18 protein-coding genes are annotated in these 19,896 nt (G+C 67.7%); 15 read left to right on the top strand and 3 right to left on the bottom strand.

The features are described 5' to 3' along the window. Positions 1–73: 73 nt before the first annotated feature. From epmA to BGO20_RS13775, 3 genes are all read left to right on the top strand, one after another. Complete coding sequence (gene epmA, locus BGO20_RS13785; RefSeq protein ID WP_291664613.1) at positions 74–1,138, top strand: EF-P lysine aminoacylase EpmA; 1,065 nt, start codon at positions 74–76, stop codon at positions 1,136–1,138. Continuing rightward, positions 1,135–2,202, top strand: a complete 1,068-nt coding sequence (locus BGO20_RS13780; protein WP_291664614.1) for a lysine-2,3-aminomutase-like protein — start codon at positions 1,135–1,137, stop codon at positions 2,200–2,202. The genes epmA and BGO20_RS13780 overlap by 4 nt, the downstream gene beginning before the upstream one ends. Before the next feature lie 71 nt (positions 2,203–2,273). After that, positions 2,274–2,936 (top strand): DsbA family oxidoreductase, encoded by a 663-nt coding sequence (locus BGO20_RS13775; protein WP_291664615.1) that lies wholly within the window; start codon positions 2,274–2,276, stop codon positions 2,934–2,936. A gap of 14 nt (positions 2,937–2,950) precedes the next feature. On the opposite strand, the gene BGO20_RS13770 is transcribed toward BGO20_RS13775, so the two are convergent. Then, positions 2,951–3,715, bottom strand: a complete 765-nt coding sequence (locus tag BGO20_RS13770) for a sulfite exporter TauE/SafE family protein (RefSeq protein ID WP_291664616.1) — start codon at positions 3,713–3,715, stop codon at positions 2,951–2,953. Between the two features lie 252 nt (positions 3,716–3,967). Here BGO20_RS13770 and BGO20_RS13765 point away from each other — a divergent pair, with 252 nt between their 5' ends. From BGO20_RS13765 to BGO20_RS13745, 5 genes are all read left to right on the top strand, one after another. After that, positions 3,968–4,405 carry a hypothetical protein gene (locus tag BGO20_RS13765; RefSeq protein WP_291664617.1) on the top strand — a complete coding sequence of 146 codons (438 nt, stop codon included), beginning with the start codon at positions 3,968–3,970 and terminating at the stop codon, positions 4,403–4,405. Between the two features lie 113 nt (positions 4,406–4,518). Continuing rightward, positions 4,519–5,226: an orotidine-5'-phosphate decarboxylase gene (pyrF, locus tag BGO20_RS13760; RefSeq protein WP_291664618.1), complete on the top strand. Its 708-nt coding sequence runs from the start codon at positions 4,519–4,521 to the stop codon at positions 5,224–5,226. 38 nt (positions 5,227–5,264) lie between these two features. Continuing rightward, entirely contained in the window at positions 5,265–5,552 is a 288-nt protein-coding gene (locus BGO20_RS13755; protein ID WP_291664619.1) for a DUF1330 domain-containing protein, read from the top strand. Between the two features lie 3 nt (positions 5,553–5,555). After that, entirely contained in the window at positions 5,556–5,864 is a 309-nt protein-coding gene (locus BGO20_RS13750; RefSeq protein WP_291664620.1) for a DUF1330 domain-containing protein, read from the top strand. Between the two features lie 23 nt (positions 5,865–5,887). Then, on the top strand, positions 5,888–7,009 hold the full coding sequence (locus BGO20_RS13745; RefSeq protein WP_291664621.1) for an anhydro-N-acetylmuramic acid kinase: 1,122 nt from the start codon (positions 5,888–5,890) through the stop codon (positions 7,007–7,009). Between the two features lie 116 nt (positions 7,010–7,125). On the opposite strand, the gene BGO20_RS13740 is transcribed toward BGO20_RS13745, so the two are convergent. Together BGO20_RS13740 and BGO20_RS13735 are read right to left on the bottom strand one after the other, a co-directional pair. Further along, positions 7,126–8,262, bottom strand: a complete 1,137-nt coding sequence (locus BGO20_RS13740; protein WP_291664622.1) for a helix-turn-helix transcriptional regulator — start codon at positions 8,260–8,262, stop codon at positions 7,126–7,128. A gap of 98 nt (positions 8,263–8,360) precedes the next feature. Further along, positions 8,361–9,329, bottom strand: coding sequence for a PfkB family carbohydrate kinase (locus BGO20_RS13735; protein WP_291664623.1), 969 nt, complete (start codon positions 9,327–9,329; stop codon positions 8,361–8,363). Positions 9,330–9,403: 74 nt separating this feature from the next. On the opposite strand from BGO20_RS13735, the gene BGO20_RS13730 reads away from it, so the two are divergent. From BGO20_RS13730 to BGO20_RS13700, 7 genes are all read left to right on the top strand, one after another. Then, on the top strand, positions 9,404–10,162 hold the full coding sequence (locus tag BGO20_RS13730) for a GntR family transcriptional regulator (protein ID WP_291664624.1): 759 nt from the start codon (positions 9,404–9,406) through the stop codon (positions 10,160–10,162). Positions 10,163–10,347: 185 nt separating this feature from the next. Beyond that, complete coding sequence (locus tag BGO20_RS13725; RefSeq protein WP_291664625.1) at positions 10,348–10,956, top strand: helix-turn-helix transcriptional regulator; 609 nt, start codon at positions 10,348–10,350, stop codon at positions 10,954–10,956. A gap of 457 nt (positions 10,957–11,413) precedes the next feature. Further along, positions 11,414–12,199, top strand: a complete 786-nt coding sequence (locus BGO20_RS13720) for an IclR family transcriptional regulator (RefSeq protein WP_291664626.1) — start codon at positions 11,414–11,416, stop codon at positions 12,197–12,199. Beyond that, the gene (locus BGO20_RS13715) at positions 12,196–16,044 is read left to right on the top strand and encodes a hydantoinase B/oxoprolinase family protein (RefSeq protein ID WP_291664627.1); all 3,849 of its coding nucleotides are present in this window, start codon (positions 12,196–12,198) and stop codon (positions 16,042–16,044) included. Before BGO20_RS13720 ends, BGO20_RS13715 begins: the two co-directional genes overlap by 4 nt. Before the next feature lie 54 nt (positions 16,045–16,098). After that, on the top strand, positions 16,099–17,772 hold the full coding sequence (locus BGO20_RS13710) for an OPT/YSL family transporter (protein ID WP_291664628.1): 1,674 nt from the start codon (positions 16,099–16,101) through the stop codon (positions 17,770–17,772). Between the two features lie 63 nt (positions 17,773–17,835). Next, positions 17,836–18,507, top strand: coding sequence for an AroM family protein (locus BGO20_RS13705; RefSeq protein WP_291664629.1), 672 nt, complete (start codon positions 17,836–17,838; stop codon positions 18,505–18,507). A gap of 208 nt (positions 18,508–18,715) precedes the next feature. After that, complete coding sequence (locus tag BGO20_RS13700) at positions 18,716–19,417, top strand: ribonuclease activity regulator RraA (protein WP_291664630.1); 702 nt, start codon at positions 18,716–18,718, stop codon at positions 19,415–19,417. Positions 19,418–19,896 lie beyond the last annotated feature (479 nt).

Here is a 19,896-nt window from a genome sequence, read left to right as displayed (position 1 = left end):
ATTCCTGTCGCCGCGCAACTACCGCATTCGCGCGCGAAACGAAAGCTTTGCGACGCATCCGGCACGAGATTCGATGAGTTCCTCCGCGACGCCGTTCTGGCGGCCCGACATCCATGCCGACCGCCGGCCAGCCCTTCTGGCGCGAGGGCGGATCAAGGCGGCGCTGCGGCGCTGGTTCGAGGCCGGTGGCTTCACCGAGGTCGAGGCTGCGATCCTCCAGCTTTCGCCCGGCAACGAGACGCATCTGCACGGCTTCGCGACGACGCTGATCGACAACGCTGCCGCGCCGCATCCCTATTACCTGCACACCTCGCCGGAATTCGCGGCCAAGAAGCTGCTGGCGGCCGGAGAGAGGCGCATCTTCGATTTCGCCCGCGTCTTCCGCAACCGCGAGCGCACGGCCCTGCACCATCCCGAGTTCACCATGCTGGAATGGTATCGCGCCGGCGAGGATTACGATGTGCTGATGCAGGATTGCGCGGGGCTGCTGGCCGAGGCGGCTCGCGCCTCTGGCACTGCGGCGCTGCGCTGGCGGGACGGCGAGGCCGACCCCTTCGCCGAGCCCGAGCGGCTGACGCTGCACGATGCCTTCGCCCGCCACGCCGGGATCGACCTGTTAGCCACTGTGTCGCCCGACGGCACGACCGACCGCGCCGCGCTGGCGGCTCGGGCTGTCGCCGCCGGCATCCGCCTGGCCGATGACGATAGCTGGTCGGACATCTTCAGCCGCGTGCTCTCCGAGCGCATCGAACCGCATCTCGGGCGCGGCCGGGCCACCATCCTCTGCGAATACCCGATCAGCGAGGCGGCGCTCGCCCGGCCGAAGCCCGGCGATCCGCGCGTGGCCGAGCGCTTCGAGCTCTATGCCTGCGGCGTCGAGCTTGCCAACGCCTTCGGCGAGCTCACCGATCCGGAAGAGCAGCGCCGCCGTTTCGAGGCCGATATGGACGAGAAGCAGCGCATCTATCGTGAGCGTTATCCGATCGACGAGGATTTTCTCGAGGCGCTGGCGCGGATGCCGGCGGCGTCCGGCATTGCGCTCGGCTTCGACCGCCTGGTCATGCTCTGCGTCGGCGCGCGCCGGATCGAGGACGTGCTCTGGACGCCGGTCGCGGAACCGGGCAGGGGTAGGGCATGACCCTTCACCAGCCTCCCGGCGGCCAGCCCTTGCGCAGCATCGACGCGCTTGTCGATGCGGGCCTGGTCTCCCCCGCTCGCGGCGAGGCGCTGCAAAAGTTGGCCGAGCGCTATGCCGTCTCCGTGACGCCGGCCGTCGCGGATCTGATCGATGCCGCCGACCCCGCCGATCCGATCGCGCGCCAGTTCATCCCCGACGCCGCCGAGCTGACAACGTTGCCGCAGGAACTGGCCGATCCGATCGGCGACGAGGCTCATTCCCCGGTCGAGGGCGTGGTCCATCGTTATCCCGACCGCGCTTTGCTCAAGCTCGTCCATGCCTGCCCGGTTTATTGCCGCTTCTGCTTCCGCCGCGAGATGGTCGGCCCCGGCGGCGATGCGCTGACCGGCCAAAAACTCGACGCCGCGCTCGCCTATCTCGCCTCCCGGCCGCAGATCTGGGAGGTCATCATGACGGGCGGCGATCCCTTCATCCTCTCCGCCCGCCGCATTCGCGATGTGGCGAAGCGCCTCGCCGCGATCCCGCATATCAAGGTGACGCGCTGGCATACGCGCGTGCCGGTGGTCGATCCGGGCCGGATCACGCCGGATTACGCGAAGGCGCTGCGCATTCCCGGCAAGGCGAGCTATATCGCCATCCACGCCAACCATCCGCGCGAATTCACCGATGCCGCCTGCGCGGCCATCGCGACGTTGGCCGATGCCGGCCATGTGCTGCTGAGCCAGTCGGTCCTGCTCAAGGGCGTCAACGCCGATGTCGAGACGCTCGGCGCCCTGATGCGCTCCTTCGTCGAGAACCGGATCAAGCCTTATTACCTGCACCATCCCGACCTGGCGCCCGGCACCTCGCATTTCCGCCTGACGCTGGAAGAGGGGCAGACGCTGGTCAAAAGCCTGCGCGGAAACCTTTCGGGGCTGTGCCAGCCGACCTATATCCTCGACATCCCCGGCGGCGCCGGCAAGATCCCAGTGGGTCCGTCCTTCCTCTCCGGCTGCGAGACGCCGGGCGCGGAAGCGATCGCCGAAGACCGACAGGGCGGGCGGCATCGCTATCCGCCGACCTAGGGCATCGGCCCGAAGAAGTGGCAGCCGGCGTTCCGAAAAGCCGATGCCGAGACGAGCACAAGGATATCGACATGCAGGACAAGTTGCCGCTCGCAATCGTTTCCGACGTTGCCTGCCCCTGGTGCTTCATCGGCAAGGCGCGGCTGGAGACGGCGCTCTCCCGTAGGGGGCTCAACGAGCGCTTCGCCATCACCTGGCTGCCCTATGAGCTCAACCCTGAGATGCCCGAGCAGGGCATGGACCGCACGCAATATCTCGACACCAAATTCGGCCCGGGCAAGCGCAAGGAGATCGAGTTGCGCCTGTCCGAGGCGGCGCTGGAGAGCGGCGTCACCTTCAACTGGGCGAAGGTGACGAAGAGCGTCAACACGCGGATGGCGCATATGCTGATCGCCGCCGCGTCCACCGTGCAGCGCGGGACGGAGATGAAGGCGGCACTGTTCAAGGCTTATTGGCAGGACGGGCGCGACATCGGCGACGTCGAGACGCTGGTGCAGATCGCCGTCGAGCAGGGTTTCGACGAGCAGGCCGCGCGCGACGAACTCGCCAATGACGAATTGCGCGAGACCGTGATCGGGCTGGAGAACCATGCCCGAGAGGTCGGCGTCACCGGCGTGCCCTTCTTCATCATCGACGGCAAGCTCGCCGTCTCGGGCGCGCAGCCGCCGGATGTCTGGGATCAGGTCTTCCAGCAGGTCCTGACTGCGCAGCAGCCGGAGATGCCGCAGTTCTGAACGCTGGCGGCGGTTCAGCCGCGGCCGAGGTGGATCACGGCGGGCGCTGCCAGCGCCACGCCCGACAGCAGCAGAAGCACGAACACGATCTGCCGCAGGGCGCGTTGCGTCAGCGGCGGTGGGTAGCGCCGCGCAAGATGGGTCGCAGCCATCACCACCGGGACGGCCAGAAGGCCCGTCAGCGTCGAGGTGGACGGAATCTGCCCGGAACTCGCGACCAGCCCGGTCCGCAGCGTGGCATTCACCGCGAAGATCGTCACCAGCGTCTCGCGCACCATCGCGTGCGGCATGGGCTGCCGGTAGAAGTGGTAGACGACGGGCGGTCCGGAGGTGGAGAACATGCCGCCCATCAGCCCGGCGATGCCGCCGAAGAACAGGAAGCTCGGCGCCCCCGACACATGATCCAGCTGCTGTGGCTTGCGGGCGAGCTGGAAGCTGGAGACGATGATCGTGCAGCCCAGCACCAGTCGCAGGAGATCGGCGCGGCTGCCCGCCAGCCAGCCCAGCAGGGCGAAGCCGACGAGGAGGAAGGGGAGGCTGGTCAGCATCACCAGCCCGAATTGCCGCCACGCGACGTCGCGCCAGCCCTTCATCAGCATCTGCGAGGCGTTGACCAGCGTCAGCACGCTGACGAGCGCGGCCGCGTCCGGCAGCGACAGGAGGCCGGTCAGGCCGACGCCGCCCATGGTGATCAGGCCGAAGGCGAACCCCGTCAGCGTCTGGGCGTAGGCTGCGACCCCTGCCAGCAGCAGGAAGCCGGTCAGCGCGGCGATGGACATTGCAGGCTGTCTCCAGAGAACGGCGGGAGACGCCTAGATCATGGGCGCGCAAGCTGGAATCCATTTTCCGACAAAGCTGCTGTGCGCTGAGCGATCGCGGCCCGCCCTCATGGCATTGTCATGTCGTCGTCGCCTTCGAGTCATCCCGTTGACCGCTCTGCTTGCTGCCGATGCGACCGAAGGTTGACTTGGCCGGGGCGGGGCGGGCACGATCCCGCTGCTCGCGATCAGTCCACAGCAGGAGCGGCGAAGATGCTGTCGATCCCGAACCGCGCAGCTCTGTGCTTTCTCGGCGTTGCACTTGCCGGCTGCATGCAGTCGATGCCGACCGCAGAGTCGATCACGCGACCGACCATGGAGGCCTTCACGCGGCTGGCCTCGTTGACGCCCTGGCGTTCGTCTCCCGAGCAGCCTGAGCCCGTGGTGGTCGCCGCTCCTCCGGTTGTCGAAACCGTCAAGGAGCAGCGGGTGCTGCCGATTGTGCCGCCTCGGGCAACGGCCAAGCCGGTGGCCCGCTCCGCGCCTCGACTGGCCTCGTCGCGGGCGCGGTCCGTGCTTCCGGTTGCGGCGCCGGTCGCAGCGGCCGCCCCGGCGGCTGCACCGTCGCCGCTGCTGCCGGCCAAAGTCGTTTGCCGGACCGCGAGCCGGCCAGGCGAGCGTGTGCGGATGGAGTGCACGCCGGTCGAGTGACCGCCTGATCGGCAGAGCTCGCAACCGCTGGCCGCACGAAAGGCCGCGGCTCGCATGCCCTTGCATCGGGCTTCGAATCATGCGCCTTCCCTCGAAACTCAGGGAGCCGGTTGATGAGCCAGAAGATCAACGATGTCCGCGACCGCCTGATCGTCGCCCTCGACGTGCCGACCGTGTGGGACGCGTACCACCTCGTCTCGACGTTGGGCGACGGAGTCACCTTCTACAAGATCGGCTATCGCCTCGCCTTTGCCGGCGGGCTCGATCTCGCGCGCCAACTCGTGGCCGAGGGCAAGAAGGTCTTCCTGGACCTCAAGCTGCACGACATCGGCAACACCGTGACCGAAGGCGTGGAATCGCTGACCAAGCTCGGCGTCACCTTCCTTACTGTCCACGCCTATCCGCAGACTATGCGCGGCGCGGTCGAAGGGCGCGGCGATGCGGCACTCAAGCTCCTCGCGGTGACCGCGCTGACCTCTTACGATGATACCGACCTGCGCGACGCCGGCTATGGGCTCGCCGTGCGTGATCTCGTGCGTCTGCGTGCCGAGCAGGCTCGCAGCGCCGGCATCGACGGGATCGTCTGCTCGGCCGCAGAGACGGCGATCGTGCGAGACGTGATCGGCCCGGACATGGTCATCGTCACCCCCGGCATCCGACCCTCCGGCAGTGCGGCCGGCGACCAGAAGCGCACGTTGACGCCGGCCGAGGCGATCCGCATCGGCGCCGATCATCTCGTCGTCGGGCGTCCCATCATCCGCGCGGCAGACCCGCGCGCAGCGGCGGGCGCGGTCATGGACGAGATCGTCGCGGCTTCGTAAGCTCCGCGCCGAAACCGATTCAGCCAACGGATAGCACCATGCCCAAGGGATATGTCATCGGCCGCGCCAAGGTCACCGACGCCACGAAATGGGCGGGCTATGCCGCCAAGGCTTCCGAGGTGATGAAGATCTATGGCGGCACGCCGATCGTGCGCGGCGGCCAGATGACGGTCGGCGAGGGCGAGGGGCGCGCCCGCAACATCGTCATCGAGTTCAACGATTTCGCCTCGGCGCGAGCCTATCTCTTCTCGCCGGAATATGCCGAGGCCCGCAAGTTGCGCGAAGGCGCGGGCGAGATCGACCTCGTCGCCGTCGAGGGGGCCTGAGCGATGGCGAAGGGCTACTGGATCGCGCGGGTCGACGTCGAGAACGACGAGGCCTACGGCAAGTATCGCTCGCTCAACGCCGTCGCCTTCGCCAAGTACGGCGCCAAGTTCCTGGTCCGCGGCGGCGAGTACAAGCTCGCCCGCGGCGAGGGCCGCAAGCACAACGTCGTCATCGAGTTCAAGGACGAGGAGACGGCTCGGGCCTGCTACGCCTCGCCGGAATATCAGGAGGCGGTGAAGCATCTCAGCGCTGCCGGCAAGTCCGACCTCGTCATCATCGGCGGTTATGACGGCCCGCAGCCGGGCGAGTGAGTCGTTGCCGCAAGGAGCCGCGATTGGCGGATCGTCTTTCTGACCCATCCGCGATTCTGACCGCGATCGGCGTGATCAGCGGCACCTCGATGGATGCCATCGACGTGTCGCTGGTGACGAGCGACGGGCGCGACCGGCTCGCCTTCGGCGCCGGTGCCTCCTATCCCTATCGCGACCAGACACGCCGCGCCTTGCAGGCGGTCATCGCCGATGCGGAGAGGGCCGCATCCGAACCGCTCGCGGAACTCGAGGCGGCGGTCACGGCCGATCATCTCGCCGCCATCCGCAGCTATGCCGACGACCAGGGGCTTGATTTCGGCGCCGTCGATCTCGTCGGCCTGCATGGCCAGACGATCTACCACCGTCCCGAACGCCGCTTCACCCGGCAGCTCATGAACGGGCAGGCGGTGGCCGATGCGCTCGGCATCCCGACGGTCGACCGCTTCCGTGACGCCGATGTTGCGGCCGGCGGCGAGGGCGCTCCCTTCGCACCGCTGTATCATCGTGCCCTGGCGCAGGAGCTCGAGCAGCCCGTGATGGTGCTCAACCTCGGCGGCGTCGGGAATATCACCTATGTCGATGGCGACACGGTCATAGCCTTCGATACCGGTCCGGCGAGCGCCATACTCGACGATTTCATGCAGCGTCGCCTCGGCCGGCCCTACGATGCCGATGGCGCGCTCGCCACGAGCGGCCGCGTCCATGACGAACTCGTGGCGGGCTTCATGGCCAATCCGTATTTCGACAGGCCCGCGCCGAAAGCGCTGGACCGAAATGATTTCCACCGCCGCGCCCGGGTGGTCGAGCCGCTCTCGGATGCCGACGGGGCCGCGACCCTCGCCGCCTTCACCGTTGAGAGCATCGTCGCGGCGCTCCGCCATGTGCCGAAGCGGCCGCGGCGCTGGCTCGTCGGCGGCGGCGGGCGGCTGAACCGGCATTTCATGGCACGGCTCGGCGAGCGCCTCGGCGTGCCGGTCGAGCCGGTCGAGACCGTCGGCTGGAACGGCGACGCGCTGGAGGCGCAGATCTTCGCCTATTTCGCGATTCGCTCGCTCCGGAACCTGCCGCTCAGCCTGCCCTCGACGACCGGCGTTCCCCGGCCGCTGACCGGCGGCCGCCTGCACAGGCCCGGTAAGCCGGCCTGAACAACTTTAGCGTTCTCTCCGCCATTTGGATGATGGGACCGTTTGTGGGAGCGGATTAGCCTTTCCCTCGAGCAGTGCAGGAACCGGCGGCCCGGGGGGACGCCGCCGGATCGGGCTCAGCCGGCGCGGAGGGGGAGGGCCGCGCTGCGCAGGAGCGAGACGAGCTGGCTTTGCTGGCGCGTATGGGTCTTCTGGAAAATGCGCGCCAGATGGGTTCGCGCGGTGGAGATCCGGACGCCCTGGGTGTCGGCCGCCTCCGTCAGGGACAATCCGCTCGCGAGGGCGGAGGCGAATTTGGCTTCGGTTTCGGTCAGGTCGAAGAGCTGCCGTGCGCAGGCGACCATGTCGGTCGCCATGTCGAGCCGGCGCAGTGCGACCATGACCTTGCGATGTGATCCAGCGGGCACGGGGGAGGCCGCGGGCATGACGCAGGCAGAGAGTGAATGAGAGCGGTCGCCGGCGCTCAGCACCAGGCTGCTCCGCCGCGGGGTGAGCGGCGCGTGGCTGTCATGGGCCGCAGCCTCGACGAGCTGCTTGAACTGGCGCTGCTCCGCAGGCTGGCGGGCGAAGACGCGGCCCTGGCGCAGCGAGAGCGCGCCATCGGGCCCGGAGAGGATCTCGTCGGCCCCTTCGTTCGCATAGACGATGCGCAAATCCTGATCGAGGATGACGATGCCCATGGCGAGGGCGTCGAGAGCGCCGCGGGCCTCGTCGCGCTCGATCGTGACGCGGCCGAGATGGCGGCGGATATCGGCGATCCGGCGCAGGACAGGGTACAGCCTGGCGAGAAGTGCGACATCGTCGCGGTCGAAGCCTTCCTGCTGCCGTCCACGCTGGACGTCGAAGAACCAGAACGCCTCGCCGTTCTCCGCCAGGCGGCAGGCCATCCCGCCATACATGTCCTGAGGCTGCATCCATTCCTGCCATACGCGGCTGCGCTGCAGGGCCTCCCGGCCATGGACCTCATGGTCGAGATAGACCCGACCCAGCGGGATGTGGCGCAGCGCGAGACCCATCTCGATGAAGTCCTGGGCGAGGTCGCCGAAGCAGCGGGCCTGCAGGGTCTCGTCGACATTGGTCGCGTAGGAGACCCAGTCGTCCGGATGCGGTCCGAAGCCGGCGAAGCAGGCTTTCGAGCCATTGAACAGCTGCCTCAGCGTCTCGGCGGCGGCGGGCATCTGCGCCTCGTCCATCGCGCCGGCCATCAGCTGGTCCACCGCCGCCATGACGGTGTCGAAATCCTGGGCCGGCATGACGGTTCTCCGCAGGCGATGGCTGCCGCGCCCCTGCGGCAGCAACGTCAGGCTAGCAGCAGCAAAGCGTCAAGTGAAGTCCAAAAGCAATCCAAAAATCACAGGCGCGATTCCGGTGTCAATCGGCGACGCGCCAGCAGCTCGGCGATCGCCTCCGGTCCCGGCAAGGCATCGAAGACGCCTTGGCGGGTCGTCGTGAGCGCCCCGGCCGCGGCTGCATGCAGCATGGCGTTGGCCAGGCTGTGTCGTCGCGCGAGTGCGACGCCCAGCGTGGCCGCAAAGGCATCCCCGGCCCCGAGCGCGTCGACCGTGTCGACTGCGATGCCGGCCTGGGCCACGGCGACGCCGCAGCGAGGCACCGCGATGGCCCCGGCCGCCCCTCGCGTCATGACGACCAGGGCCGGGCCACGTGCAGCGATCGCCGGCGCCAGCGCCGTGGCGAAGCGGGCGGGATCGCCCGCATCGGCTGGATCGCAGCCGATGTCGGCCGCGAGGTCGGCGGCTTCGGTCTCGTTGACGACCAGGATGCCGGTCTGCCGCAGGATATCGGGCGGGATCGACCGGAAAGGCGAGGGGTTCAGCAGGGTCTCGACGCCGGCGCGCCTGGCGATGCCGAAGGCCTCCGCGATCGGGTCGTCGCCCGTCTCGAACTGGGCCATCACGAGCCCGGCGCCGGCGATGGCCCCGGCGCGGGCCTGGATGTGGCCGCGCGTGACGGCGGAATTGACTCCGCTGGCGATCGCCACGCTGGTCTCGCCCTGCCCATCGGTGAAGCCGACGCCGCTGCCGGTCGGGCCCGGGATTGCGACGAGCATGCTGCCTGGCAAGCCGGCCCGGCCCAGCGCGGGCGCGGCGAAGGCCGCGGCCATGTCGTCGCCGATGGCGAGGATACCGTCCACAACCATGCCGAGCCGGCGCGACATGATCGCCAGATTGAGGCCCTTGCCGCCGGGCTCGATCGTGACCGTCTGTGCCGCCAGCGCCTCGCCGGGTCGCGGGAAGCGCGGCACCTTCGCCGAACAGGCGACCACGAAGCTGCCCAGCACGAACACGGGCCCGTCGGCCATCGCGTTTGCCTTCCCCTCTCAACTGCTGCTACCCGGGTTGTGTCACAATCATGCCCCCACCGACAGAGCCTGAATTGCCCGCACCCAAACCGTCGTTCCAGGACCTGCTGGACCTGCGCGACGATACCGCCAAGCCGCTCTATCAGCAGCTCGAGGAGCAACTGACCAGGCTGATCGACGACGGAGCCCTGCCGCCCGGAACCACCCTTCCCGCGGAACGGCAGCTGGCCGAGCGTTTGGGCATCAGTCGCACCACGGTGCAGCGCTCCTACAACGCCCTGCGCGAGCGCAAGCTGCTGAGTGCGCAGGGCCGTCTCGGCTCGATCGTGCAGGGGCCGGGTCTGCGCCTGCATTCCGGCATGGACCGGCTGAAGGGCTTTACCGAGGAGATGCGCGAGCTCGGCCGGGTGCCGTCATCGCAAATCCTCGAGCGCCTGGTGGTCAACGACCGCTCGATTGCCTCGATCTTCGGCCGCTCGTCCCATATCGACTTCCTCAAGCTCGTGCGGGTGCGCTCCGGCGACGGCGTGCCGATGTCGCGCGAGATCGCATGGTACAACCTCGAGCGCGCCCCGGGACTCGCACAGAGCGACCTCAGCGGCTCGGTCTATGCCAAGCTCGCGGAGCTAGGCATGCCGCTCGTTCGTTGCGACCAGACGATCGAGGCGGCGGCGCCCACCGCCGAGGAATGCGCGATCTTCGGTTTCAGCAAGCCCGTCCCCTGCCTGCTGATCAAGCGCCGCAGCTACGGTGCGGACGGTGATATGCTCGAATATGTCGAGGGGCTGTTCCGGGGCGACACATACACCTACCGACTCTCGCTGCAGAGCTGAGCGGAGCTTGGTCTCGCGCATTTTAACAAGTCCAATAACAATCCAAAAACCCATCTGACGCTTTGAACCTTCCTCACCCCTGGCGCGACGAAGGCATATGGACGCGCGCTTTGCCCGCTTCGGCTGGATGATCCGGCCGGCACCAAGGCGAAGCAGCGGTCCCGGGCAAGAGGGATGGGTCGTCGATGTCGCTCCAGTTCGCGGTTCCAGTTCGGCCGGATTGCGCCCCGTTTTCCGGTCGCGGCGACATGCCCCCGGTGGCGACGCCCCATGCGTCGAAGCCGGTCTTCGTCATCGACGCCAGGCTGAACGTCCAGTTCAGCAATCGCGGCGCCCAGGCCCTGCAGAACGACGGGCTGGGCGGCGCGGATCGCTTCACCGCATCCGACAAGGAATTCATGGCGCGGCTGATGTCCTGGCTGAAGCGCTGCGGAACCGGCGGATGGCCGGGCGAGGCGCGTCTGCCGCTCTCGCTTCGCTGCGGACGCCAGGTCGCGATCGAAGCCGTTCACCTCGAGAGCATCGACCTTTTCGTGCTCTCGGTGGACGATCCGGAGATCGCGATGGGCCGCAAGCTCGGCGAGGTCGCCGAAGCCTGCGGTCTGACCCCGACAGAGGAACGCATGCTGGCCCTGATCGTCGAGGGGCTCGACACCATCATCGCAGCCAAGCGGCTTGGCATCGCCCCGACGACCGCGCGCACGCATCTACAGCGACTGTTTGCCAAGACCGGCACGGCGCGTCAGAGCGAACTGGTGCGCTTCGTCGCGACCTATGTCGAGGAGCCCCGCTGAGCGGGGGGCCGCCGCCGGCGCCCTGCCGCAGGGCAATCGCGTTCCGCTGCCCGCTGACCAGACCTATCTCCGGCTCGCCGGGTATCGCTGCCGAGCGGACCCCCAGATGCCCGTGCGGGAGAACTTAAGAGCGCGAGATCGTCGCTGTTCGACTTATCGACATTGACCCGACATCGGCGCGCCGCCGTCGACTGCGAACGCCGCCAGGTTCCGGATATCCCTTCGGATGCAGCAGGCCTGAAAACCCGCAGCCGTAGCCCGGACGCGGCTTTCCGCGCGCCCTGTGCCGAACTGGGCGCCGATAGGCCGCACGCCTGATCCTGCGCCGTCTACCTCCCAAGCTCCATCCAAAGCCTCTGTCGCTCGTCCGCGGCTGATTGACGCTGCGCCATTTCGATGCCATGTTTCTATTAATGGAACTTAAGTTCCATTTTTTGGAATATTGAGAGGCGAGCGAATGTCGATCCTGTCGGCGGCTGCGGAGGTGCTTCGTTGCTTTTCCAGCACGCGGCACGATGTCACCGTCACGGATCTGGTCACGCTTCTGGGCATGCCGAAGAGCAATGCCTCGCGCCTGCTCCGGGCGATGCGGGACGAGGGACTTCTCGAGACTGTCGGCGACAGCAAGCGCTACCGTCCTTCGCTGCTGCTCAACCAGGTCGGCCAGATCTATCGTTTCGCCGCCTCGCTGATCGACCGCGCCGACGCCGTGGTCGGGGACATCTCGGATCGGATCGGCCATACCGGCTACATCAGCGTCCGGCGGGCCGCCGACATCGTCGCCGTTACCGCCCATCCCGGCCGGCATGCGCTCAGGGTCGTCACCGCAATCGGTGACCGCATCCCGGCCTTCGCCTCCAGCACCGGACGTGCCCTGCTCGCTCGCCTGACGGACGAGGAGGTGCGCGCGCTCTATCCCGGAGGATTCGCGGCGCCCTCGGACACGGCTCCCCGGGACATGGATGAATTGCTCGCGCGTCTCGCCGTCGTCCGCAGTACCGGCTTCGCCGAATCCCATGACGAGGCGGTGCGCGGCGTGCATGCCGTCTCCGTCGCGGTGGGCGACCCCGCTACGGGCGACGAGGTCGCGCTCTGCATGTCGTTCCCGGCGGCCATCGTCGAGCCGGCCGAACGCCTCGCCATCATTCGTTCGCTGGGGCAGGGGGCCGCCGAAATCGCGGCGCTCACCCAGGACAAGCGCTTCTATCCCTTGGATCTTTCAATCGCGGAGACCGCTCCATGAGCAATCGCTGGCGCATCGGCTTCGACATCGGCGGCACCTTCACCGACTTCATCCTTTACGATTCGCAGGAACGCTCCGTCCGCCTGCACAAGCGCCTGACCACCCCGCACGATCCTTCCGAGGCGGCGCTGATCGGGCTGGGCGAACTCGTCGAGATGGCCGGGATCACGCTGGCCGATGTCGGCGACATCGTCCACGGCACGACACTGGTCACCAATGCCGTGATCGAGCGCAAGGGCTCCAAGCTCGGCCTGATCACCACCAAAGGCTTCCGCGACATCCTCGAGATGGGGACGGAGCAGCGCTACGACATCTACGACCTGTTCCTGACCTTCCCCGATCCGCTGGTCTCGCGCGAGCATCGCCTCGAAGTGGCCGAGCGCATGGATCGCGACGGTCAGGTCGTCACCGCGCTCGACGCGGACGCCGTGCGCAAGGCCGCCCGCGAGCTCGAAGCCGCCGGCTGCGAGGCAATCGCGATCTGCTTCCTCAACAGCTACCGCAACCCTGCTCATGAGCAGGAAGCCGGCCGGATCGTCCGCGAGGCCTGCCCGGAGCTGACCGTCTCGCTGTCGAGCGAGGTCGTCGCCGAGATCTGGGAGTATCAGCGCTTCGTCACCACGGCGGCCAATGCCTATGTCCAGCCGCTGATGCGCCGCTACCTCCAGCGCCTGGAGCGCGAGCTTGCGGCCCGCTCCTTCCGCGGTTCGTTGACGCTCATGCATTCGGCCGGCGGCCTCGTCTCGCCCGAGACAGCGCGCACCTTCCCGATCCGCCTGCTGGAGAGCGGCCCCGCCGGCGGCGGCCTCGCCACGGCCCTTTTCGGCGAACTCGCCGGCCACAAGGACGTGATCTCCTTCGACATGGGCGGCACCACCGCCAAGGCCTGCATGATCGAGGATGGCCGCGCCGAGATCGCGCCGATGCTCGAGGCCGGCCGCGTCAACCGATTCGCCAAGGGCTCCGGCCTGCCGATCAAGGCGCCCGTCATCGACATGATCGAGATCGGCGCCGGCGGCGGCTCGATCGCCGCGATCGACGAGGTCGGCCTGCTCAAGGTCGGCCCGCATTCGGCCGGCTCCGATCCGGGACCTGCCTGCTACGGTATGGGCGGCACCAAGCCGACCGTGACCGACGCCAATCTCGTGCTCGGCTATTACGATCCCGGCTTCTTCCTGGGCGGGCGCATGGCGCTCGACCTGGAGGCGGCGCGCAAGGCCGTCTCGACCGTCGCTGCGCCGCTCGGCCTTTCGATCGAGGAAGCTGCCTGGGGCATCCACAAGGTCGTGGTCGAGAGCATGGGCGCCGCCGCCCGCGTCCATCTCGTCGAGAAGGGCAAGGACCCCCGCCATTACGCGATGGTCGGCTTCGGCGGTGCCGGCCCGGCCCATGCCGTCGATGTCGCCCGCGTGCTTGGCGTCAAGCAGGTCATCATCCCGCCGGCCTCGGGCGCGGCCTCCGCGCTCGGTTTCCTGGCCGCGCCGCTCTCCTTCGACATGGTGCGCTCGCTGCCGGTCGAGTTCTCCGAGGGCTTCGATGCGGCTTCCGTCAATGCCGTGCTCCGCGATCTCGAGGTCGAAGGCCGCAAGCACCTGACCGAAGCCGGTGTGAAGTCCGACGACGTCACGGTCGAGCGCACGGCCGACATGCGCCTCGTCGGCCAGATGCACGACATCTCCGTGCCACTACCATCAGGCACTATCGATACGTCGAGCCTGGAGGCCATCCGCGCGGCGTTCAGCAAGGCCTATTCCGCCCGCTACACCTCGGTCTATGAGGGCGCGCGGCTGGAAGCGATCAATTTCCGCGTCCGCAGTGCCGGCCCGGTGCCGACGCTCTCGCTCTCCGGCGCGGCCGGTGGCGGCGACGCTACCAACAAGGTCAAAGGCAGCCGCAAGGCCTGGTTCGAGGGCGGCTGGAGCGAGGCTTCGGTCTATGACCGCTACGCGCTGCGTTCCGGCGACACCGTCAAGGGACCGGCGATCATCGAGGAGCGCGAATCGACCACGATCGTGCCGCCCGGCGACAGCGTCAGCATCGACGACGTCCTGAACCTCATCGTCCATGTCGCACAGCCGAACGCGGCCGAGACCACGATCACCGCCGACATGCCGCTGGCCGAGGCCGCGCGCCGGATCGAGGCCGATCCGATCTCGCTGGAGATCATGTGGAGCCGGATGATCAACGTCGTCGAGGAGATGTGGCTGACGGTCTGCCGCACCGCCTTCTCGCTGGTGATCTCGGAAGCGCAGGATTTCGCCTGCGAACTGCTCGATCCCGAAGGCGAGACGCTGGCACATTCGCCCCGCGCCATGCCGGTCTTCAACCTGACGCTGCCGCGCGCGGTCAAGGCGCTGCTGGAGCGCTATCCGGCCGACACGCTGAAGCCCGGCGACGTGCTGATCACCAACGATCCCTGGCTCTGCGCCGGCCATCTCTTCGACATCGCGGTGGTGACGCCGGTCTTCCTCGGCAGCCGCGTCGTCGGGCTGATGGGCACGGTCGGCCATGTCTCGGATATCGGGGGCACGAAGGACAGCTTGCGGGCCCGCGAGATCTACGAGGAAGGCTTCCAGATCCCGCCGATGAAGCTCTACGAAGCGGGCCGGATCAACGAGACGCTGGTGCGCCTGCTGGGCGAGAACGTGCGCAATTCCGAGCAGGTGCTCGGCGACCTGCACTCCTTCGTCGCGGCGAACGCCATCGGCGCCGAGCGGCTCCAGTCCTTCCTCACCGATTACGGCATGCAGGACCTGAGGGCGCTCGCCCATGTCGTGCAGAGTCGCTCGGAGAAGGCGATGCGCGACGCCATTCGTGCCATTCCGGACGGGGTCTATCACGGCACCGCTTCGAACAACCCGCTGGGCACGCCGATGCACTACCCGCTGGCGCTGACGGTGAAGGACGACACGATCCATCTCGACTTCGCGGGCGCCCCGCCTCAGCTGCCGCAGGGCGGGCTGAACTGCACGCTCAACTACACGATGGCGCACGCCACCTACCCGCTGAAATGCATGCTGACGCCGAATGTCCGCGGCAATGCCGGCTGCTACCGTGCCTTCACGGTCGATGCGCCGAAGGGCTCGATCCTCAACTGCGACAAGCCGCTGGCGGTGAATCTGCGCACCCGCACCGGCTGGTATCTGGCGCCGAACATCTTCCGCGCCTTGTCGGAAGCGGCGCCGAAGCAGGTGCAGGCCTTCACCGGTCTGCCGGTGGCGGCGAGCGTCTATGGCCGGGACGCGGCTGGCGACACCTATTCCGACATGCTGTTCTGCGGCGGCGGCCAGGGCGGCTCGGCCCAGGGCGACGGCAAGTCCGGCCTGCTCTACCCGACTTCCGCCGCGAACACCTCGATCGAGACCTTCGAATCGCGGGTGCCGGTGCTTGTGGTCGAGAAGACCTATCTCACCGATTCCGGCGGCGCCGGCCAGCATCGCGGCGGCCTCGGCCAGCGCGTGCGGCTGCGCAAGCTCTCGGATGACGGCCTGCCGACGCTGGTCTCGCTCTATCCGGAAGGGGTCAACAATCCGATCCCGGGCCTGTTCGGTGGCAAGGCCGGCGGCGGGGCGTCGGGCCGGGTAATCGACGAGCAGGGCCATGTGCTGAAGGACGTCGGCACCGGCGAGCTCGTCCAGGTTCGTCAGCCGCAGGAGATCGTGGAGCTCGTGCTCGCCGGCGGCGCCGGCTACGGCCCGGCCTCCGAGCGCTCGCGGGAGGCGATCGCCCGCGACATCGCGCTCGGGTTCGTCTCTCCCGATGCGGCCAAGCGCGATTACGGCGTGCAGGGAGCGCATGCCACGCAGGACGTCGGCGAAGCCAAGGCCGGCATCCTGGTTGCCTGAGGACTGGCAACGAAATCGACAACAGCCCGACAGGGGCCATGAGGGGACTGAGGCATGACACATCAGAATGACGGGGTGCCTCGGCGGCACCCCAGCCTGTTCGAGCCGGCGACGTTGCTGTTCATCGCCGTGCTCTGCGTCTTCGGCGCGATCATCGGCATGCAGCTGCTCGTGTCGCTCGGCATCACCGCGAACACCTCGCTGATCGGCGCGCTCGCGGCGATGGCGCTGGCGCGCATCCCGCTTGCCGCATTCATGCGCTACCGCTCGATCCATGTGCAGAACCTCGCCCAGAGCGCGATCTCCTCGGCCACCTTCGGTGCCGCCAACAGCCTGCTCCTGCCGGTCGGCATCCCCTGGCTGCTAAATCGGCCGGACCTGGTGCTGCCGATGCTGGCGGGTGCCTTTTTCGCCATGCTTCTCGACGGCTATCTGCTCTACCGGATGTTCGATTCCCGCGTCTTCCCGGCGCAGGGCGCCTGGCCTCCGGGCGTCGCCGCCGCCGAGGCGATCAAGGCCGGCGACGAGGGTGGGCGCAAGGCCGCGCTGATGGGGGTCGGCTTCGTCGCGAGCATGGTCGTGTCCTTCATCAAGGTCCCGCTCGCCTGGATCGGCTTCGCCGGCTCGGCGGCGGTGACCGGCATCCCGATGTCCGCCTTCGGCGTCGCCTTCATCGGCAATATCTGGGCGTTGACGATGTTCGGCATCGGCCTGCTGCTGCGCGGCTATTCCGGCCAGCTCTTCGGCGGCGAGGCCTTCGCGGGCATCATCCCCAAGGGCGACCTGATGGCCGCCTATATCCCGCACGGCTTCATGATCGGCGCGGGCCTGGTCGCTCTGTTCCAGGTCGCGGTCCTGCTGTTTCGGGGCGGTGACAAGGGCGCCTCGGGCGATGCCACGGCCGGCGTCGGCGACGCCGAGGTGCGCCGTGCGCTCGGCCTCGGCACCATCGGTTATCTCGTGATCGCGGTGTTCATCGCTGTTGTCGGCGGGCTGATGACCGACATGTCGATCGGCATGCTGATCCTGTTCGTGCTCTATGCGGCCTTTGCAGCCTATGTGCACGAATTGATCGTCGGCCTCGCCGCGATGCATTCCGGCTGGTTCCCGGCTTTCGCGGTGGCGCTGATCACCTTGATCATCGGCATGCTGATCGGCTTTCCCATGCCGGCGCTCGCCCTGCTCGTCGGCTTCTCCGCCGCGACGGGGCCTGCCTTCGCCGATATGGGCTACGACCTCAAGGCCGGCTACCTGCTGCGCGGCAACGGGGCCGATCCGGTTTTCGAGCGTGACGGCCGTCGCCAGCAGCTCTTCGCGGCGATGTTCGCCTTCATCATCGCCGGCGCCGTGGTGCTGTTCTCCTACCAGTCCTATTTCGACCGCAATCTCATCGCGCCGGTCGACAAGGTCTATGCCGCGACGATCAAGGCCGGCGTGGCACCGGGAGTCGCCTGGCACCTCTTCCTCTGGGCGATCCCCGGCGCGATCCTGCAGTTCATCGGCGGCCCGAAGCGGCAGATCGGCGTGCTCTTCGCCACCGGCCTGCTGATTGCCTTCCCGATGGCGGGCTGGGCGGTGCTGGCAGGCATCCTCTGCCGGCTGATCTGGGAGAAGCTGCGCGGCGCCAGCGGGGAGGGCGACATGGAGGTCTTCGCCGCAGGTGTAATCGCCGGCGACGCGATCTTTTCCTTCTTCGATTCGGTCATCAAGAACTTCCACAAGCCTTGACCCAACGAAGCCCCGGGACGGCTGTCCCGGGGCTTTACCGCTTTCGGAACAGGGACCATCGCGATGGGCAAGCTCGGAACGCTCACGATCGGCCAGGCGCCGCGTGCGGACATCACCCCGATCCTCGATGCGGTTCTGCCTGCCGATCTGCCGCGCATCCATGCGGGCGTCCTCGACGGCCTTGGCCGGAGCGCGATCGAGCAGGATTTCGCGCCCGTTCCAGGCCAGCCGGTCCTTATCACCAAGCTGCTGGACGGCTCGTCGGTGATCATCGACCGGGCCCGGACGGAGGCCGCCGCCCAGAGCAAGCTTCATGCGCTCGAGGCGGAGGGCTGCACCACCATCCTGATGTTGTGTACCGGCCATTTCGAGACGCTGCGGACGAGGCAGGCGCGTTTCCTCGAGCCCGACCGCATCCTGCCGCCGACGGTGGCTGCGCTGATTTCCGGCGCCCAGCTCGGCATCATCGTGCCGCTGGCCGAGCAGATCGCCAGCGAGGCGGCCAAGTGGAAGCCGTTGACCTTGCCGCCGGTCTGTGCGGCAGCCTCGCCCTACCAGGGTGATCTCGCAGCCGTCACCCACGCGGCCGAAGACCTCCGCGCTCGCGGGGCCAGGATCCTGCTGATGGACTGCATGGGCTTCGTGGAGGACCATCGCCGGGCGGCTGCGGCAGCAGGTCTGCCCATCATCCTCTCCAACAGCCTGATCTCCAAGCTCGCCTCGGAACTGGTCTGAGAAGCCGGCGGGTTCGAGCCCCTTTGCGGGCCCACGCGCTCCGCAGCGAATCGTCACGCCCGAAGGGAATGCCGATCGCCCTGCAGGGTGCACCGAGCCTCAGCACGGCGATGACACCCCCGCTGCCGCATGGGCTTTCTCCGAAAACCGCATGCGGTTTTCGGAGTGGCTGCTGTAACGTCCCGGCAACAGCCAGGAGCATGTCCCGATGACGTTGACCGCCGAAGCGATCGAAACCCTGAAGACCGTCTCGACGGCGACCTTGACCACCGTCCTGCTGAAGAAGGGGCTGCGCAACGTCTGGATTCGCGGCGCGACCCCGTTGCGACCCGGGCAGCCGCGCCTCGTCGGCCCGGCCTTCACGCTGCGCTTCGTGCCGGCCCGCGAGGATCTGGCAACGCCGGCCTCCTGGGCCTCGCCGATCTCCACCCGCGCCGCGATCGAGGCGATGCCGGAAGGCTGCATCGCGGTGGTCGATTCAATGGGCGTGACCGATGCCGGCATCTTCGGCGACATCCTCTGCGCCCGCATGCAGAAGCGCGGTGTCGCTGCGCTGATAACCGACGGCGTGGTGCGCGACGTCGCCGGCGTGCTCGATACCAACCTGCCGGTATGGTGCCGCGGCGTCGCCGCGCCGCCCTCCGTCGCGGGGCTCACCTTCGTCGCCTGGCAGGAGCCGATCGGCTGCGGTGGCGTGGCGGTCTTCCCCAACGACATCATCGTCGTCGACCAGGACGGCGCCGTCCTGATTCCAGCCGCGCTCCTCGAGGCGGTCCTGGCCGAGGCGTCCGAGCAGGAGCGCATGGAAGCCTGGATCATGACCAAGGTCGACGAGGGTGCCTCGCTGCCGGGGCTTTATCCAATGAATGCCGAGACGAAGGCGCTGTACGAGGCGTCGAAAGCGAAGTAGCCGGCGAATGCTCGTCCGCCCCGCGGAGGTCAAGGCCGCCGGGGCGGCCTGCACATGATGTGGCGCTTTCCCAGCTAACAGGGAATTTGCAGGGAAGCCTGCTGACGTCACGCCAGCGTGGCCAGGGATCTTCTGGCCTACACGCCTGAAATTGCAGAGATTCTGCGCGAAGCGTCGGGCGGCGGGCAGGGAATTTCCTTTGATCCTGGCAGGGATTTGTCAGCGCTCGGGCAGGGATCGTCGCAAGTCGGCAGCACGTTCTGAGAGACCGCAGTCCAATCTGGGCTTTGCTGCGCTCCAAGCGATCTCCCGCTGCGTCGAGAGCGCGCACGGCTGGGGTCGCTGACAAAGGGAATGTATATGATCCTAATGTAGGAATTTATGCTTGACGCGCGGTTAGGGGTCGCTTAGTCATGTGATCCACCCCCCGTTGAATTGGTCCACCCTGAAGTATGTCTTTTGGCAGACAGGAGGACCGA

It is taken from the genome of Allobosea sp. 67-29, from assembly GCF_001898115.1.
GTDB lineage: Bacteria > Pseudomonadota > Alphaproteobacteria > Rhizobiales > Beijerinckiaceae > Allobosea.
Note: the sequence above shows the minus strand (reverse complement) of the source record. Positions and strands in the feature narration are given on the sequence as shown.

Excerpts from the sequence above, each read along its gene's own strand:
- BGO20_RS13700 (WP_291664630.1), top strand. The coding sequence starts at position 18,716 with ATGACGTTGACCGCCGAAGCGATCGAAACCCTGAAGACCGTCTCGACG.
- BGO20_RS13755 (WP_291664619.1), top strand. The coding sequence starts at position 5,265 with ATGCCCAAGGGATATGTCATCGGCCGCGCCAAGGTCACCGACGCCACG.
- epmA (WP_291664613.1), top strand. The coding sequence starts at position 74 with ATGAGTTCCTCCGCGACGCCGTTCTGGCGGCCCGACATCCATGCCGAC.
- BGO20_RS13710 (WP_291664628.1), top strand. The coding sequence starts at position 16,099 with ATGACACATCAGAATGACGGGGTGCCTCGGCGGCACCCCAGCCTGTTC.
- pyrF (WP_291664618.1), top strand. The coding sequence starts at position 4,519 with ATGAGCCAGAAGATCAACGATGTCCGCGACCGCCTGATCGTCGCCCTC.
- BGO20_RS13780 (WP_291664614.1), top strand. The coding sequence starts at position 1,135 with ATGACCCTTCACCAGCCTCCCGGCGGCCAGCCCTTGCGCAGCATCGAC.
- BGO20_RS13720 (WP_291664626.1), top strand. The coding sequence starts at position 11,414 with ATGTCGATCCTGTCGGCGGCTGCGGAGGTGCTTCGTTGCTTTTCCAGC.
- BGO20_RS13705 (WP_291664629.1), top strand. The coding sequence starts at position 17,836 with ATGGGCAAGCTCGGAACGCTCACGATCGGCCAGGCGCCGCGTGCGGAC.
- BGO20_RS13750 (WP_291664620.1), top strand. The coding sequence starts at position 5,556 with ATGGCGAAGGGCTACTGGATCGCGCGGGTCGACGTCGAGAACGACGAG.
- BGO20_RS13740 (WP_291664622.1), bottom strand. The coding sequence starts at position 8,262 with ATGCCGGCCCAGGATTTCGACACCGTCATGGCGGCGGTGGACCAGCTG.
- BGO20_RS13770 (WP_291664616.1), bottom strand. The coding sequence starts at position 3,715 with ATGTCCATCGCCGCGCTGACCGGCTTCCTGCTGCTGGCAGGGGTCGCA.
- BGO20_RS13735 (WP_291664623.1), bottom strand. The coding sequence starts at position 9,329 with ATGGCCGACGGGCCCGTGTTCGTGCTGGGCAGCTTCGTGGTCGCCTGT.
- BGO20_RS13725 (WP_291664625.1), top strand. The coding sequence starts at position 10,348 with ATGTCGCTCCAGTTCGCGGTTCCAGTTCGGCCGGATTGCGCCCCGTTT.
- BGO20_RS13715 (WP_291664627.1), top strand. The coding sequence starts at position 12,196 with ATGAGCAATCGCTGGCGCATCGGCTTCGACATCGGCGGCACCTTCACC.
- BGO20_RS13765 (WP_291664617.1), top strand. The coding sequence starts at position 3,968 with ATGCTGTCGATCCCGAACCGCGCAGCTCTGTGCTTTCTCGGCGTTGCA.
- BGO20_RS13775 (WP_291664615.1), top strand. The coding sequence starts at position 2,274 with ATGCAGGACAAGTTGCCGCTCGCAATCGTTTCCGACGTTGCCTGCCCC.